We start from the raw sequence: 17,319 nt of genomic DNA, 5'->3' as shown, positions 1-17,319 counted from the left end.
AATCTTATTCCATTTTTTTACTGGTTCACTCTTTGTCTTCCTTTCTTTCAATGGTTTGACATATTACAAATCTATCTTTTTTATCTTATCGAAATTCTATCTGCCAAAACTAAGGTATTATTTTAGTCAATAACCTGGATTTTGTTTTAACTTCGAATTGGTATCAATTGCCCAGTAAGGAATTGGTAATAATTTCGTAAAATCACCTGAAGTTTCCTTTTCATACCAAGGTTGTGTCCACTTACCAAAACGAATCAAATCCTGGCGTCTGAACCCTTCCCATGCCAATTCTCGACTCCTTTCATTTAAGATTTCGTTCAAAGTTAAATCTTTTTCCTGATATAAAGGCACCCCAGCCCTCTCTCTTACTTGATTAAAATAGGAAAGTGCTTCTGAAGTTTTCCCTTGACGAACTAAAGCTTCACCTTTCATTAACAACACATCAGCATAGCGATAAAACACAAAATCATTATTCATCCCATTCATTAATCCTGACTCATACTCATATTTCGCAAAACGTACACCATCATCCAATAAAGCCGGATCATACTCATTATACAGAGCCTTTACATGAGGTCGATAATTTAACTGTCTTGTAGGAGATAACATCAACGGATTACCAGCAACATCATATTGAGGTCCTTCTAACCATGATTTTTTTCGAACATCATTTGATGTATATAAATTATAATTATCCTCCATACCACAAAAGCCATCCCAACAAAAATCCACAATTCCAAATGTTTTTTGACTCAAAGTATGTAAGCTCAATTGATGAAATTTCATCGTAAAAGGTGCATAAATATTATTAATGGGCATTACAAAAATATTTTCTTTCGATCCTTCACTATTCACCTTAAAATTCGCAAAATAATCAGACTCCAATGATAATTTATTAAAATTTATCACCTTATCACATGCTTCTGAAGTTTCCTTCCACATATCATTTCCTATCCATTCTTTTGCATTTAAGTACAACTTAGCCAACATAGTATAAGCCATAGCTTGTGTTACACGCCCATAGTTTTTAGAGGTTGGAACTTCGTCCAAGAAACTTACATTCTCATTAATCTCTGATTCAATAAAATTGAAGACTTCTAATCGACCTACTTGATTTGGTAAATCTTTTTCAATAAAATCTATTGACAGAGGTACATTTCCATACCAATCAATCGCATTCAAATATAGCCAAGCACGTAAAATCTTTACTTCAGCTGCTAAGTTCTTTTTTGTTGGAAAATCTACTGAAGATTCATCCATTTGATATAATATCTGATTACATAAAGTAATACCATCAAAAATAAAACTCCAACAGTCGTTTAGATTTCCTAGCTGAGGATTAAAGTTATGTTTATGCAAAGCAACCCAAACACCATTATCCCACCACAAATTAGTCTCTCTATAAGGACATATAGCTTCATCCGTACAAATAAGTAATGATCCCCATATGAAAGGACTTAAATAAGAAGTTAAATGAGTATATGCACGTCCCACATTCATAATCATCTCATTTTCATTCTTAAAAAATTCATCCGCAGGAACAGTTGAATATATCTTCTCATCCAAATTTGTACATGACTGTGCAAAAACACAGAAAAATAGAATCACTAATATATGAATCTTATGTAATGTTTTCATGATATACTCCATTTAAAAGTTAATATTTAAGCCTAATAAAAACGTTCGAGTCCTCGGATAATATTCATAACGATCCATACCTGGTTCCAAACCTGATAAATCAACTTCCGGGTCAATTCCTTTATAGCCTGTAATCGTAAATAGGTTTTGAGCTGTCAAATACAATTTCAATCTTGAAATCCATGATGTATTCAAATTAAAATTATAGCCGATTGTCAGGTTATCCAACTTCACATAAGAAGCGTTTTCAACAAAACGATCAGAAAACACTGCCGATCCTTTATATTCCGGGTGATCCAGTGTAGATGTTAAAATATTTTTACCTCCGAAATAATTAAATCCTTCATAATACATTCGATGGACATTCAATACATCATTTCCTATTGCACCTCTGAATAAAAAACTCAAATCCCAGTTTTTATAAGTAAATGTATTTGAAAAACCGAATGTAATATCCGGATAAGCATTCCCTATGATCTGATAATCCTCTTCATTGATCACACCATCACTATTTAAATCTTCCAATACATTTTGACCATTCTCATCTACACCTAGAAACTTTGGTCCCCAGAAATTACCAATCGTACCACCTTCCACAATACGTTGCGTGTATTGTTGAAAATCTTCCGGGATATAACCAGTCCTTATTTGTACCATTGCATAGTCTTTATTTGAGAATTTCTCTAATTTATTTGTATTGTGGCTCAATGTCAGCACTGAATTCCAAAGAAAATCTTTTATTCGTACAGGTGTTGCATTAATTGTTATCTCAATACCCGAGTTTTTAATAGTACCAACATTGGTAAACAATTGATTATACAGATTGGGTGGAACAGGAACTGTATACCAATACAACAAATCTTTTGTTGTTCGATTATAATAATCGAACGTTCCACCTAAACGGCCATTCAATACCGAAAAGTCCAAGCCTACATTAAATTCCCCCTTACGTTCCCATTTCAAGTCAGGATTCGGGTTACTGGCTGGTTTATATGTACTGATCCAATTATCATTATAGTAAAAAAATCTATCTTTCTGCAATAACTGCAATGATTTGTAATTACCTATTTCCTGATTTCCTGTAACTCCATAGCCTAAACGTAATTTTAAATCATCAATCCATTTTATATCTTCCATAAAATGTTCTTTATTTATACGCCAACCACCACTAATGGCTGGAAATGTTCCCCATTTATTATTTGCGCCAAAACGGGACGAACCTTCATAACGTACAGAAGCTGATAACAGATATTTCTCCTGATAGTTATACATAACACGACCGAAAAAAGCTATCAACTTATTTTCTTCCTTATAACTACTCATACCCGCTTTGCCCTGTGTAAGTGCTGCTCCTGCTCCAATATTGTGATACGAGAAATAATCCGTATCGAATAAATAATTACGAGACCAGCTACTTTCATATTCTCCTTTATTATACGAATATCCAGCAATAGCTTGAATTGTATGTTCTTTAAATGTCCTCCTGTAATCCAGACTGGCCTCCAACAAACTGGAAGAAGAAGAAGACTTAGATATTTCCGCACTACCATTCGTCCCATAATCTTTTGGATAGTAACGACTAAAATATTGTCCTGTATTAGAAGAGGATTGAGTGACCGATCCCATTACAGAAGCTTTCAAACCTTCAATAATTTCTAAAGAGACTTTCATACTTCCCATGACATCCCAGTTTTCTCTCTCCCTGGTAGATTCTTTTACCATTGCTACTGGATTAAAATACTGGAACGGTCCCGGATTATAATAATAACCTCCTGATATGGGAGTAGTATTCTCTACATCATAAACAGGTTCTGTAGGATTACGCCGGGCAACCTGTTGTAAAATAGCATTGTCAGCCAATTGACTTTTTCCTTTTGAATATACCAAATTATAATCAATAGATAAACGGTCATTAAAATTCCGTTGGTTAACACTCATTTTTGCTCTTAGCTTGTTATTACTGGTTTTATCTAAAAGTCCTTGATCGTTTTGATATGATAAAGATGCACGATACCCCAATGAATTTGTCCCTCCAGATAGTGCTACATTATAATATTGACTTATAGGATTCTTCCGAGTCACTTCATCAAACCAATCAATTGAAGAGCCAAAATCATACTGATCCTTCATTGTCGGATAATAATCATTTATAACTGACCGGAACTGATCTGCAGTTAAAACGTCCAACTTTTTTGCAACGGATTGCATTGCCACATAAGTAGAAAATTCAATTGAACTTTTGCCCTCACTTTTAGCTCTTTTAGTAGTAATCAAAATAACACCATTCGTACCCCTCGTTCCATAAATTGCAGCAGCAGAACCATCTTTCAAGACATCAATAGATTCAATTTCTTCAGGATTGATACTTTCTAAATTTCCTCCAATAATACCATCAATCACAACTAGAGGAGAAGCTCCTCCAGATAAGGTTGTCATTCCTCTCAACTGGACACTGAATCCACCATTCGGATCTCCTCCATTCGGTTTTACAATATTCATACCTGCAACTTGCCCTTGTAATAATTGCATCGGATTACTTATATTTCCTTTTACAAAATTCTCTGATTTCAGACTCGAAATAGAACCGGTAATTTCTTTCTTTGTTGTTGTACCGTAGCCGATAACAACTATTTCGTCCATTTGGGTAACATCTTCCCGCATCCGCACATATAAGCTTTGTTTATTTTCCACAGGTATATCTTGCGATATAAATCCTACATACGAGAATGAAAGAATAGCATTCCCGTCTTTTAACGTCAATTCAAATTTACCCTCTGTATCAGTAATCGTGCCATTAGCAGTCCCTTTTTCTACAACATTCACTCCTGGTAAGGGATTATTCGTGGCATCTATAACTTCCCCTGTTACAACAAAGGCATTAGCAGCGCAGACAGGTAAAACTCCAATAAAAAAGAAAACTACGATTATCCAGAATCTTTTACCAGATAATCTTTCTACACTCAAAAAATTTAATATTGCATTCATAATAAATGAATTAGATTAGGTTTGTTCATTCTACAAAAAACACTCTCTCAATCAAATAATCCTGTATACCATAGGCAATCTATTTAATATTAACATATTTTCCATAATCACTCTTCCTGACCTCACAAAGGTAAAAAGAGATAAAATAAAAAAATCAGTAATTAATTTAGGATATGAATAAACCCAAATTCATATATTTGTAACAAACAATTCCTAATCTAACTATATATCAACTATTTAAAAAACCATATAAATTATATGAATGACATACACGCACTTCTAATTCTTGTCAATTCCCTAACAAAAGCTGAAAAAAGATATTTCCATCTTTATTCAAACCTACAAAACGGAGACAAAGTTTACATTACCCTTTATAAGCTAATCGATTCTAATATATCTGCAGAAGACTTATATACACGTTTTTGCCAGCTTCAGGATGGAAGAAATTTTAAAATGGCCACAAAGCACCTCTATTCCATAATTATGGACTGCCTCGTCCATCTACGAAAAAAAGAAAACATACAAGCAATGATCTGCAATTATATTACTAAAGCTGATATTTTGTTCGAAAGGGAACTTTTTGAAGAAACATTCGATGAGTTAGATAAGGCAAAAAACTTAGCAACCATTTATGAAAATGATCCGCTTCTATTACTAATACACAGAACGGAACTTAAATATCTTAGTTCACTCGGATTCAAAAATATATGCGAACGGGATCTTGTTAAAAAACAAATGAAAATCAATGATATTATAAAATACACTCGTAATACGAATCTTCATTTACAACTCTATGATATTTTAAAACATCGTATTACCTATAAAGGAGATATCCGTTCAAACAAACAAAAAGACAACCTGAATGACCTGGTTTTAAGTGAACTGAATCTGATAGCCAATAATTCCTATAAAGGATTTGAAGCCAGAAAACTACATCTCCTGTTTCAGGCCACTTATTATCTGAATACAGGTAACTATAAATCAGCCATCCGTTTTTACCAGGAACTTATTACTCTTTTCGAATCAAATCAGCACCTGATCCTGAATCCTCCGATTTACTATTTGAGTGCCCTAAAAGGCATTCTCGACAGTCTTCATTTGGCAGGACTGTACCAGGAAATGCTTTTTTTCATAGACCGCCTGAGAAAAATGCAGCAGGGCGACTACGCAACAGAATTTCTTTTGGAAATAAATGCTTCCATCTATCAATATGAACAAGTTAGTTATATAAATACAGGCAAGTTCGAAATTGCCTTGGAACTATCCGGCAACTATGGAGATCATTTGTTTAAAAAGATCGACCTGCTCAGGTTGGAAACACAACTAAAACTGTATTTGAATACTGCCATTCTTTATCTGTGCCTGGAAAAACCGGAGAGAGCACGCAAAAGCATGAAGAAAATATTCAGTTCCGGCAAACTGTTTCATACATTGCCTTCGTATAAAACGGCCCGGTTGATAAATCTGCTGATACTGGCTGAACTGGGGGATTACAGCTTTTTCGAAAATGAAATCAACTCCATCAAGCGTAATATTCATTATGAAAAACATATATACCGTACAGAAAAGCTACTGTTCCGTTTTGTCATGTCCTATCCGTTGCCGTCTTATCAGAAAGCGCAAAACAAACTGTGGATGCAATTTCAAAAGGAAATAGAAAAGATCAGGGAAGACAAATACGAAAAGCAACTGCTTAAAACATTCGATATACTTTCATGGGTAGAAAGTAAACTGACAAACAGACCTTTCGCTGAAATATTAGAAGAAAACTATATCGGATAACAAAAAGCCTCATCGGGTAAGCGGAAGTGTATTTAACACATCGAACAACTCTTTTCTAAATTATGTTCTATCTTTGTAGAACAACATGGAGAAATATTGGCAAATACTCAAACGATATAAAGGAGGACTGGCAGTCAGTCCGCTGCTTGTACTGATAACTGTACTGTGTGAAACCGTTCAGCCGATGTTTATGGCTGAGATTATTGACAACGGGGTTATGCCTCGTGACCTCTCGGTTATTACACGGGTCGGAACCTTTATGATTTTGATTTCGCTGGCGGGGTTATTCGTTAATATCGTTAATGTATATGTATCTTCCCGCATCGGTATCGGCTTCGGAACCGATTTGCGGACCAGGCTTTTCGACAAGATACAACAACTGTCCTTTTTCGATATAGATAAATTCAGTTCGGCTTCGCTGGTGACACGGTTAACAAGCGATATTTCCCGTATACAGCAAATTGTGCTGATGTCTATGCGGCTTCTGCTCCGTTCTCCCCTTATGTTGGCGATGGCTGTCTTTTTCGTTGTCAGGATTAACCGGGAACTGGCTGTTGTACTGATAGCCGCCATCCCCATTCTGGGCGGAAGCGTTTACCTGATACTCAGCAAAGGGTTTCCTTATTTCCTGAAAGTACAGCAGAAAGTGGACCAACTGAACGGAGTGGTCAGGGAGAATCTTATTAATATCCGTGTAGTCAAATCGTTCGTCCGGGAAGATTTCGAGACAAAGAAATTTACCAAAAGTAGCGAAGAGTTACGCGATATGGTTATCCGGGCATCCAATATTGTCGTTTCCATATTTCCGGTCATGCAGCTGGTTATGAACTTATCTATCCTGGCTATCCTGTGGCTGGGCGGACAAAAAGTGATGTACGGCGAGTTGAAGGTCGGCGAACTGATTTCGTTCGTCAATTATCTGGCACAAGTTTTGATGTCACTGATGATGCTTTCCATGATTATTATGTCGTATGCCCGGGCCTCCGCCTCTTCCAAACGTATCCTGGAAGTACTGGATACGAAACCTTCTTTGACCAACACACAAGAAGGTTTACAGGATAAATACCGGATAGAGAAAGGAGAAGTGACTTTCGATAATGTCAGTTTCCGCTACACCGGCGGGGAGAACGATGTCTTGCAACATATCAGTTTCCGGGCCAATCCGGGCGAAACAATTGCGCTGGTCGGTGCCACCGGTTCTGCCAAAAGCTCCCTGGTACAACTGATACCGCGTTTATACGACGCCACTTCGGGAGAAATACGAATCGACGGCATCCCGGTAAAAAACTATAACCTGGATGAACTGCATGCCCGCATCGGCATGATTCTGCAAAAGAACGAACTGTTTACCGGTACCATTATCGACAACCTGAGATGGGGAAAGCCGGACGCTTCGATGGAAGAAATCGAGGAAGCCGCCCGTGCCGCCGAAGCACACGATTTCATCAGCTCCTTCACCGAGGGTTACAACACGTTGCTGGGACGCGGAGGCATCAATGTCTCCGGCGGCCAGAAACAACGTATCTGCATTGCCCGTGCCTTGCTCCGTAAACCGAAAATCCTTATCCTGGACGATAGCACCAGTGCCGTCGATACCGAAACGGAACTGAAAATACGGAACAACCTGAATGCCATGTTGCACGATACAACCGTATTTATCATCACCCAGCGAATCAACACCATGCAGTCTGCCGACCGTGTCATCGTGTTGGAAGACGGCGAGATCAACGCTATCGGAACACCGGACGAACTAATCAAGAGCTCGACCGTCTATCAGGAAATCTATCATTCACAACAAGTATTGTTTTAAGTTATGGCACACGGAGATCACTTGAAAGATAATGCAAAACCCAAAGAAGGACGGAAAACCTTCTGCCGGCTGATATCGTACCTGTCATGCGACCGGCGCTTGTTGTTCGTGATTGGCTTCCTAATTATTGTCAGCATCATAGCCAACCTACTGGGCTCTTATATGTTGCGTCCCATCATCAACGACTATATCATTCCGGGAGATTTCCACGGATTGATACGGATATTGATTATGCTGGCCGTCGTGTATCTGACAGGGGTCGCAGCCGTGTATATCCAATATATATTATTGAACAAGATCGGCCAGCGAACAGTCACCCGGATGCGTTCCGACCTTTTTGAGAAGATGGAACACCTGCCGGTCAAGTATTTCGATACCCATCAGCATGGCGACCTGATGAGCCGTTATACGAATGATATCGACAAGATCAGCGACGCCTTGACCGACAGCCTCTCCGACATGCTCTCCAGCGCTCTGACGCTGATTGGTATCTTCTGCCTGATGCTTTATATCAGTCCGGTCCTGACGCTTGTAACTCTGATTACTGTCCCGCTGATGTTCCTCAGCGCAAAAGAAATAGTAAAGCGAAGCCGCAAATATTTCAAAGCACAGCAGGAATCCATCGGTACGCTGAACGGTTATATCGAAGAAATGATAAGCGGACAAAAGGTTGTCAAAGTATTCGGCCATGAAAAGAAAGTAAATGCCGACTTTGAAGTGCAAAACAGCGATCTGAAAGAGAAGTCACAAAAGGCCCAGTTCTACTCCGGACTGATGATGCCCGTCATGCAGAACCTGAATACGCTGAATTATGTATTTATCACCATCGTCGGCGCCCTGCTCGCCATCTTCCGCGGATTCGATGTCGGCGGACTGGCCGCCTTCCTGCAATACTCCCGCCAGTTCGGACGTCCGATCAACGAACTCGCCAGCCTCTACAACAGTATCCAGGCTGCTATTGCCGGTGCCGAACGTATCTTTGAGGTCATAGACGAAACACCCGAAACACCGGATGCTTCCGACGCAATCGCATTACAGAATGTACAAGGCGACGTAGCCATGAAAGACGTTTATTTCGGATACAAACCGGAGAAAACGATTCTGAAAGGAATCTCCTTGCATGCAAGAGCCGGCTGCAAAATTGCCCTGGTCGGTGCCACCGGAGCCGGAAAGACAACCATCCTGAACATGCTCCCCCGCTTCTTCGATATCCAGTCGGGAGAAATCACGATAGACGGTCATCCCATCCGCCGGATCAAACGAAACAACCTGCGTCAATCTATGGCAATCGTCCTCCAGGATACGCATCTCTTCACCGGAACCGTACGCGAAAATATCCGTTTCGGCCGTCTCGATGCGACCGACGAGGAAGTCATTGCCGCCGCCAAACTAACGGCTGCCCATTCCTTTATCAAGCGCCTCCCCCAAGGCTACGACACGCTCCTTGAAAACGACGGTGCCAACCTGAGCCAGGGACAGCGCCAATTACTCAATATCGCCCGTGCTGCCATTGCCGACCCTCCCATCCTGCTACTGGATGAAGCGACCAGCAATATCGACACCCGCAGCGAAATCCTTATCCAGAAAGGTCTCGACCAACTGATGCAGGGACGAACGAGCCTCATCATCGCCCACCGTCTCTCAACAGTGAGAAACGCCGACCTTATCCTCGTCCTCGAACATGGAAAGATTATCGAACAAGGCAGCCATCAGGAATTACTGGCACTGAAAGGAAAATATTACTCCCTCAACCAGGAGCAGTTCAAATAAGAATGGACCCCTCAGCAGGAAATGATACAACAAGGACAACCCGACTGGGATTGCAAAACGTATTCTTCGCTTCCAGAAAGGTGGATAATACACTCTTTTGGCAGACAAAAAGCCACTTTATGCTTTATAACATCTTTTCGCGCATCCTACTTACAAAGAAGTAGGCTAATTTTACACGCAATTTTGATAACATTACATACATGAAGAACAAGAATACACTGTCTGGCTTGGCTGTTGCAAATTTCAGCAAGCAAATAGACGGGAAGGAGACGATGCTATGTATCCTGACCAATAAAAAAGGTGCAGAACTTACCATTACCAACTACGGTGCAAAAATTGTATCGCTTATGGTACCGGATCGGTCCGGCAAGTTAACCGATGTAGTTACCGGACATAATTCCCTCGATGATTATCTGGTCTCTGAAGAACCTTACTTCGGAGCAATCTGCGGCCGTTACGGTAACCGTATTGCCAAAGGAACATTTACACTGGATGGTGTTGTATACGATAAGCTGGCTATCAACAACGGCCCCAACAGCCTCCACGGAGGACTGAAAGGTTTCAATTCCGTTGTGTGGGACGCTAATCAAACCGACGACCAGACCGTAGAACTGAAATATACCTCAGCCGACGGCGAAGAAGGTTTCCCCGGCACACTACAAACTACTGTCACTTATCACCTGACCGATGACAACGAAGTCGTGATCATGTATCAGGCCGTAACAGACAAACCTACCGTATTAAATCTGACCAACCACTCCTACTTCAACCTGTCAGGAGCCGGCGATCCGTCAGTTGCGGACCATACGTTAACCATCAATGCAGACTATTATCTGCCTACGGATGAAACTGCCATTCCTTACGGTGCCCCTGAAAAAGTAGAAGGTACGCCGATGGACTTCCGCACTCCTTATCTGGTAGGTGCCCGCATCGACGAACCGACCGACCAGTTGACCTGGGCAAGAGGCTATGACCATACCTATATATTAAATAAGGAAGAAGGCGAACTGGGTTTCTGTGCCCGTTGCCAATCCCCCAAGACCGGTATCATCATGGAAACATATACTACTCAACCGGGCGTACAATTATATACAGGTAACTGGATGACCGGCAATTTCGAAGGAAAGAACGGACAACGCTATCCGGCAAGAGCAGCCTTATGCCTGGAAACACAACATTTCCCCGACAGTCCGAACAAACCGGAATATCCGTCGACCGTACTTCGTCCGGGAGAAGTCTTCGAAAGCAAGACTATCTATAAATTCTCAGCCGAATAACAAATAACAAAATTAATATATCAATAACAATAAAAAAGATCAATCAATGACTCAAGAAAAAAAACAATGGGGTGCCATCATCATTATGATTGCACTTTTTGCAATGATTGCATTCGTGACTAACCTTTGTTCACCAATGGCTATTATCGTAAAGAACGACTTTGGAGCAAGTAATGTTCTTGCTCAAATTGGAAACTATGGTAACTTCATTGCCTATCTGGTAATGGGTATCCCAGCCGGTATGCTTATCGCCAAATACGGCTACAAGAAAACAGCTCTTATCGGTCTTGCCGTAGGTGTCATAGGTATTTTAGTTCAATGGCTGAGTGGTCATGTAGGCAAAGATAGTGCTTTTCTGGTTTACCTGGTCGGAGCATTTATCAGCGGTTTCACTATGTGTATTCTTAACTGTGTGGTTAATCCGATGCTTAACCTGCTCGGTGGCGGTGGTAACAAGGGTAACCAGCTTATCCAGCTCGGTGGTGTATTCAACAGTACTGCTGCTGTTGCCTGCTACATCCTGATGGGAGCTCTTATCGGTGATGCAGCCAAAGCACATATTGCCGACGCAACACCGGCATTGATGATCGCTCTTGCTATTTTCGTTATCGCATTCGTAGTTATCACATTCACAAAAATTGAAGAACCTGAACAGGCTCCTGTCGACACAAGCTTGATCAAAGGCGCTTTAAGCCATCGCCATTTTGCACTGGGAGCACTCGCTATCTTCCTTTACATGAGCGTTGAAGTTGGAACTCCGACTTATATTCTTCAATACCTTACAGCGAAAGGCATACCTGCCAGCACCGTTGGTCTTATTGTAGCTGTTTACTGGCTAATGATGCTTATCGGACGTTTCGTAGGAGCAAGTATCGGTGGTAAGGTTTCCAGCCGCATGATGATCACTACCGTATCGATCGCAACTCTTCTGTTGGTTAGTTTCGGTATGTTCTCACCCGAAACAAATACAGTTGAAGTTCCTGGTGTAGACTGGGCTTCATTAAGTGTGATCTGGCAGGAAGTTCCCGTTGGTATTCTGGCATTCCTTCTCGTAGGTCTCTGCACCAGCGTAATGTGGGGTGGTATATTCAACATGGCTGTCGAAGGATTAGGAAAATACACAGCTATCGCCAGCGGTATCTTTATGACAATGGTATTCGGTTGCGCTGTAATGGTTGCCATTCAGGGTTGGGTTGCCGATATGACTGATTACATGACCAGCTACTGGGTTGTACTCTTTAGTGCTGCTTACATTTTATTCTACGCGGCTATCGGTTCTAAACCATCGAAGAAATCAAAATAAAATAAATAATATGTCTATTCATGAAATTATCCGGTTTTATTCGTAACCGGATAATTTCTTCATTTATAACCTTTAAAAGAAATAATATCATGCAGAAAAAAATCAGAGATAAATTTCAAGAGTTATTCAACACAGAAGGTGCTGTATTTGCTTCTCCGGGTCGTATCAACCTGATCGGCGAACACACAGACTACAATGGCGGTTTCGTATTCCCGGGAGCTATCGACAAAGGGATGATCGCAGAGATCAAACCGAACGGAACCGGCAAAGTTCGTGCATTCTCTATCGACCTGAACGATTATGCGGAATTCGGCCTGAACGAAGATGATGCTCCAAAAGCTAGCTGGGCAAGATACATTTTCGGTGTATGCCGTGAGATCATCAAACGTGGCGGCCAGATCCAGGGATTTGATACCGTATTTGCAGGTGATGTTCCTCTGGGTGCCGGTATGTCTTCATCCGCAGCTTTGGAAAGCACATATGCTTTCGCTTTGAATGAACTCTTCTCTTTGGGTATCGACAAATTCGAATTAGCAAAGATCGGCCAGTCTACAGAACACAACTATTGTGGTGTTAACTGTGGTATCATGGACCAGTTCGCTTCTGTATTCGGTAAAGAAGGAAGCCTGATCCGTTTGGATTGCCGCTCTTTGGAATATAAATATTTCCCATTCAACCCGGTTGGCTATAAACTGGTATTGCTGGACTCTGTAGTTAAACACGAACTGGCTTCTTCGGCTTACAACAAACGCCGCCAGTCTTGCGAAAATGCAGCAGCAGCTATCCGTCGCAATCATCCGGAAGTAGAATTCCTGCGTGACGCAACAATGGGCATGCTGAATGAAGTAAAAGGCGATATCAGCGCAGAAGACTATATGCGTGCCGAATATGTGATCGAAGAAGTACAGCGCGTACTCGACGTTTGCGAAGCCCTGGAAAAAGGCGATTACGAAACAGTCGGACAGAAAATGTACGAAACTCATCACGGCATGAGCAAACTGTATGAAGTAAGCTGCGAAGAACTGGACTTCCTGAACGATGTAGCCAAGAAATGTGGCGTAACCGGTTCACGTGTCATGGGTGGCGGTTTCGGCGGTTGCACGATCAACCTCGTAAAAGACGAACTGCACGATGCCTTCATTAAGGAAGCATTCGAATCTTATACAAAGAAATTCGGACACGAACCAAAAGTATATGAAGTAGTAATCAGCGACGGCGCACGCAAACTCGCTTAATAAATTAATTCAATATCCATAAAATCATGACAGCCGCATTTTATCAGAACGAAGTCAAATTTTTCGTTGCAGTAGATTGTATCATCCTCGGGTTCAACAGTGGTGAACTCAATGTTTTACTTTACAAGCGGAATTTTGAACCTCTGAAAGGACAATGGTCTCTGATGGGCGGCTTTATCAAATCCGGCGAAAGCGTAAACGAAGCGGCATCCCGCGTGCTTACCGAATGCTCCGGTATCGATAATCTTTTTATGGAACAGGTAGGTGCCTATGGAGATGTTACCCGCGACCTCGGGGAACGGGTTATCTCCGTAGCATACTATTCCTTAGTTAATATGAATGACTTCAATCGGGAACTGCTGAAAGAACATAATGCCGAATGGGTAAAAATCAGTGAAATACCCGAATTGATCTTCGACCATAACCAAATGGTTGCCGATACATTGGCGCGTCTGAAAAGAAAAGCAGCCACCTGTCCTATCGGCTTCAACCTTCTTCCGGAGAAATTCACTCTCCCCCAGCTTCAAAGTCTATATGAAGCAATTTATCAGACTCCATTGGATAAACGTAATTTCCGCAAGAAGCTAAACTCCATGGATATCCTGGAAAAACTGAACGAGAAAGATAAAAAGAGCTCTAAAAGAGGCGCTTTCTATTATATGTTCAATAAAGAGAAATACGACCGTCTGCTGGATCAGGGATTCTATTTCTCCCTGTAACTTCCTTGCATATCCGGCTCTCTGTGAGAAATATCGCACGTTAGGAAACTTTACAGAAAATGAATTGTTTGTATGATATAGCGGTCTATAAGAAGAGATTCCCTATCTTTGTGCAAAAATTAAACTAATTCATCAAAATGAACGATATTAAAGTAATGAACAGAGCAGCGGACAATATCCGCGTCCTGGCTGCCTCAATGGTAGAAAAGGCTAAGTCCGGTCATCCGGGTGGTGCAATGGGTGGTGCAGACTTTATCAATGTACTATTCTCAGAGTATTTGGTCTATGATCCTAAGAACCCGGAATGGGAAGGCAGGGATCGCTACTTCCAGGACCCGGGACATATGTCGCCGATGCTTTATTCAGCCCTCGCCCTGACAGGCAAATTCACCATGGAAGAACTGTCTATGTTCCGTCAGTGGGGAAGTCCGACTCCCGGCCATCCGGAAGTTGACATCAAGCGAGGAATCGAAAATACCTCAGGTCCGCTGGGACAAGGCCATACCTACGCTGTAGGTGCAGCTATCGCCGCCAAGTTCCTGAAAGCCCGCCTGGGTGATGTAATGAACCAGACTATTTACGCATATATTTCCGATGGCGGTATCCAGGAAGAAATCTCACAAGGCGCCGGCCGTGTCGCCGGAACACTGGGACTGGATAACCTGATCATGTTCTACGACTCCAACAACATCCAGCTTTCTACAACCGTAGAAGAAGTAACGGCTGAAAATGTCGCTATGAAATATGAAGCATGGGGTTGGAAAGTGATCAGCATCAACGGAAACGATGTAAATGAAATACGCAAGGCTCTGGACGAAGCGAAAGCCGAAACCCAGCGTCCTACCCTGATCATCGGTGATACTATCATGGGTAAAGGTGCCATGGGTGCCGACAAGAGTAACTACGAAAACAAAGTATCTACTCATGGACAACCCCTGTCTGCCGCCGGTGCATCCATCGAAGAAACAATCAAGAACCTGGGAGGTGATCCTCAGAACCCCTTCTCCGTATTCCCGGAAGTTGCCGAACTCTATGCAAAGCGTGCCAAAGAACTGGAAGCTATCGTAGCTGAACGTTATGCCGCTAAAGACGCATGGGCCAAAGCTAACCCGGAACTGGCAGAAAAGATGAAATTCTGGTTCTCCGGCAAAGCCCCGAAACTGGATTGGGAAGCTATCGAACAGAAAGCAAACCAGGCAACCCGTGCCGCATCCGCTACCGTATTAGGTGTACTGGCTACAAAGGTTGAAAATATGATTTGCTCATCCGCCGACCTGTCCAACTCGGACAAGACAGACGGCTTCCTGAAGAAAACACATTCATTCGTGAAAGGCGACTTCAGCGGTGCCTTCTTCCAGGCCGGTGTTTCCGAACTGACAATGGCTTGTGTATGTATCGGTATGTCACTGCACGGCGGTGTGATCGTGGCTTGCGGTACCTTCTTCGTATTCTCTGATTATATGAAACCGGCAATCCGTATGGCAGCCTTGATGGAACAACCGGTGAAGTTCATCTGGTCGCACGACGCCTTCCGCGTTGGTGAAGACGGACCTACTCACGAACCGGTTGAACAGGAAGCACAGATCCGCCTGATGGAAAAACTGAAGAACCATAAAGGACACAACTCTATGCTGGTTCTCCGTCCGGCCGATGTTATCGAGACGACAATTGCATGGAAGATGGCAATGGAAAATACAGTCACTCCTACCGCTTTGATTCTTTCCCGTCAGAACATTACTGACCTGCCCGCAAAAGGAAACCGTTACGACGAAGCCTTGCAGGCCGAAAAGGGTGCCTATATTGTAGAAAGCGATGAAAACCCAGACGTTATCATGGTCGCTTCCGGCTCGGAAGTCGCTACATTAGTTGAAGGAGCAGCATTGCTTCGTGCCGATGGCGTGAAGGTTCGTATCGTATCAGTTCCGTCCGAAGGGCTGTTCCGCAACCAGAGCAAGGAATACCAGGAATCTGTTATTCCGACAGGAAGCAAGATATTCGGTCTGACTGCCGGTCTGCCCGTCAACCTGGAAGGTCTGGTCGGAGCAAATGGCAAGGTTTGGGGTCTGGAATCATTCGGATTTTCCGCTCCTTACAAGGTGCTCGACGAAAAACTCGGCTTCACAGGACAGAATGTATACAATCAGGTAAAAGAACTATTAGCATAAGAAAACATAAGATAAAGTAAGCCCTATGGTTGCACCTTCGGGAACCGGACGGTTCCCGAAGGCGGAACCCCGGCGTTCCCACTACAGCGAAGCCTCGGTTGCATCGGCAGGAACCTCTACGGTTGCTGCAACGGGAACCAAGATGGTTGCATCCGGCGGAACCATAGGGTTACTTGTCTACCTCTAACAGATAAAGATGAAAACACTAGGTTTATGTTGTGACCATGCAGGTTACGAGTTAAAGGAGTACGTAAAACAAATACTGGATTCTAAAGGACTACCCTATAAAGATTTCGGAACCTGCTCTGCAGACAGTTGCGATTATCCCGACTTCGCCCATCCATTGGCCTATGCAGTAGAAGCCGGAGAAGTATATCCCGGAATAGCTATCTGCGGCTCAGGAAACGGTATCGCAATGACTCTGAACAAACACCAGGGAATACGGGCCGCTTTATGCTGGCAAGAAGAAATTGCACGACTGGCTCGTGAACACAATGATGCCAACATACTTGTCATGCCCGGTCGGTTTATCAGTCAGGAGGAAGCTAAACGCACCGTCGAGGCCTTTTTGAACACCCCGTTCGAAGGAGGTCGACACATACGACGTATTGACAAGATCCCGTTGTAAAAACAAC

Annotated in this window: 12 protein-coding genes; 10 read left to right on the top strand and 2 right to left on the bottom strand. The window is 42.3% G+C overall.

What is annotated here, in order from left to right:
• Positions 1 to 126: 126 nt before the first annotated feature.
• Both NBH15_RS25190 and NBH15_RS25185 read right to left on the bottom strand, forming a co-directional pair.
• The gene (locus NBH15_RS25190; RefSeq protein ID WP_250823846.1) at positions 127 to 1,638 is read right to left on the bottom strand and encodes a RagB/SusD family nutrient uptake outer membrane protein; all 1,512 of its coding nucleotides are present in this window, start codon (positions 1,636 to 1,638) and stop codon (positions 127 to 129) included.
• A gap of 12 nt (positions 1,639 to 1,650) precedes the next feature.
• Positions 1,651 to 4,623: a SusC/RagA family TonB-linked outer membrane protein gene (locus NBH15_RS25185; protein WP_128135788.1), complete on the bottom strand. Its 2,973-nt coding sequence runs from the start codon at positions 4,621 to 4,623 to the stop codon at positions 1,651 to 1,653.
• A gap of 258 nt (positions 4,624 to 4,881) precedes the next feature.
• Here NBH15_RS25185 and NBH15_RS25180 point away from each other — a divergent pair, with 258 nt between their 5' ends.
• The 10 genes from NBH15_RS25180 (at position 4,882) to rpiB (ending at position 17,312) form a co-directional block, all read left to right on the top strand.
• Positions 4,882 to 6,405, top strand: a complete 1,524-nt coding sequence (locus NBH15_RS25180) for a BT2802 family ribose utilization protein (RefSeq protein ID WP_244050954.1) — start codon at positions 4,882 to 4,884, stop codon at positions 6,403 to 6,405.
• 85 nt (positions 6,406 to 6,490) lie between these two features.
• Positions 6,491 to 8,215 carry an ABC transporter ATP-binding protein gene (locus NBH15_RS25175; RefSeq protein WP_128134845.1) on the top strand — a complete coding sequence of 575 codons (1,725 nt, stop codon included), beginning with the start codon at positions 6,491 to 6,493 and terminating at the stop codon, positions 8,213 to 8,215.
• Between the two features lie 3 nt (positions 8,216 to 8,218).
• The gene (locus tag NBH15_RS25170) at positions 8,219 to 9,985 is read left to right on the top strand and encodes an ABC transporter ATP-binding protein (protein WP_128134846.1); all 1,767 of its coding nucleotides are present in this window, start codon (positions 8,219 to 8,221) and stop codon (positions 9,983 to 9,985) included.
• A gap of 200 nt (positions 9,986 to 10,185) precedes the next feature.
• The gene (locus NBH15_RS25165) at positions 10,186 to 11,262 is read left to right on the top strand and encodes an aldose epimerase family protein (protein WP_186959194.1); all 1,077 of its coding nucleotides are present in this window, start codon (positions 10,186 to 10,188) and stop codon (positions 11,260 to 11,262) included.
• Between the two features lie 46 nt (positions 11,263 to 11,308).
• Positions 11,309 to 12,565 carry an MFS transporter gene (locus NBH15_RS25160; protein ID WP_250823845.1) on the top strand — a complete coding sequence of 419 codons (1,257 nt, stop codon included), beginning with the start codon at positions 11,309 to 11,311 and terminating at the stop codon, positions 12,563 to 12,565.
• Between the two features lie 89 nt (positions 12,566 to 12,654).
• Entirely contained in the window at positions 12,655 to 13,800 is a 1,146-nt protein-coding gene (galK, locus tag NBH15_RS25155; protein WP_250823844.1) for a galactokinase, read from the top strand.
• A 26-nt stretch (positions 13,801 to 13,826) separates the two neighbouring features.
• Positions 13,827 to 14,519 carry an NUDIX hydrolase gene (locus tag NBH15_RS25150; RefSeq protein ID WP_250823843.1) on the top strand — a complete coding sequence of 231 codons (693 nt, stop codon included), beginning with the start codon at positions 13,827 to 13,829 and terminating at the stop codon, positions 14,517 to 14,519.
• A 137-nt stretch (positions 14,520 to 14,656) separates the two neighbouring features.
• The gene (locus NBH15_RS25145; protein ID WP_250823842.1) at positions 14,657 to 16,684 is read left to right on the top strand and encodes a transketolase family protein; all 2,028 of its coding nucleotides are present in this window, start codon (positions 14,657 to 14,659) and stop codon (positions 16,682 to 16,684) included.
• A 25-nt stretch (positions 16,685 to 16,709) separates the two neighbouring features.
• Positions 16,710 to 16,871 (top strand): hypothetical protein, encoded by a 162-nt coding sequence (locus NBH15_RS25140; protein WP_158579678.1) that lies wholly within the window; start codon positions 16,710 to 16,712, stop codon positions 16,869 to 16,871.
• Between the two features lie 9 nt (positions 16,872 to 16,880).
• On the top strand, positions 16,881 to 17,312 hold the full coding sequence (gene rpiB, locus NBH15_RS25135; protein ID WP_186959189.1) for a ribose 5-phosphate isomerase B: 432 nt from the start codon (positions 16,881 to 16,883) through the stop codon (positions 17,310 to 17,312).
• The last annotated feature ends 7 nt before the right edge of the window (positions 17,313 to 17,319 follow it).

Origin of the sequence: Parabacteroides caeci (assembly GCF_023656795.1) — a bacterium.
Classification (GTDB): Bacteria; Bacteroidota; Bacteroidia; order Bacteroidales; family Tannerellaceae; genus Parabacteroides; species Parabacteroides segnis.
Note: the sequence above shows the minus strand (reverse complement) of the source record. Positions and strands in the feature narration are given on the sequence as shown.

What these genes read in the sequence shown, in the direction of transcription:
- NBH15_RS25140 (WP_158579678.1), top strand. Translation starts at nt 16,710, where the DNA reads ATGGTTGCACCTTCGGGAACCGGACGGTTCCCGAAGGCGGAACCCCGG.
- NBH15_RS25165 (WP_186959194.1), top strand. Translation starts at nt 10,186, where the DNA reads ATGAAGAACAAGAATACACTGTCTGGCTTGGCTGTTGCAAATTTCAGC.
- galK (WP_250823844.1), top strand. Translation starts at nt 12,655, where the DNA reads ATGCAGAAAAAAATCAGAGATAAATTTCAAGAGTTATTCAACACAGAA.
- rpiB (WP_186959189.1), top strand. Translation starts at nt 16,881, where the DNA reads ATGAAAACACTAGGTTTATGTTGTGACCATGCAGGTTACGAGTTAAAG.
- NBH15_RS25170 (WP_128134846.1), top strand. Translation starts at nt 8,219, where the DNA reads ATGGCACACGGAGATCACTTGAAAGATAATGCAAAACCCAAAGAAGGA.
- NBH15_RS25185 (WP_128135788.1), bottom strand. Translation starts at nt 4,623, where the DNA reads ATGAATGCAATATTAAATTTTTTGAGTGTAGAAAGATTATCTGGTAAA.
- NBH15_RS25175 (WP_128134845.1), top strand. Translation starts at nt 6,491, where the DNA reads ATGGAGAAATATTGGCAAATACTCAAACGATATAAAGGAGGACTGGCA.
- NBH15_RS25150 (WP_250823843.1), top strand. Translation starts at nt 13,827, where the DNA reads ATGACAGCCGCATTTTATCAGAACGAAGTCAAATTTTTCGTTGCAGTA.
- NBH15_RS25180 (WP_244050954.1), top strand. Translation starts at nt 4,882, where the DNA reads ATGAATGACATACACGCACTTCTAATTCTTGTCAATTCCCTAACAAAA.
- NBH15_RS25145 (WP_250823842.1), top strand. Translation starts at nt 14,657, where the DNA reads ATGAACGATATTAAAGTAATGAACAGAGCAGCGGACAATATCCGCGTC.
- NBH15_RS25190 (WP_250823846.1), bottom strand. Translation starts at nt 1,638, where the DNA reads ATGAAAACATTACATAAGATTCATATATTAGTGATTCTATTTTTCTGT.
- NBH15_RS25160 (WP_250823845.1), top strand. Translation starts at nt 11,309, where the DNA reads ATGACTCAAGAAAAAAAACAATGGGGTGCCATCATCATTATGATTGCA.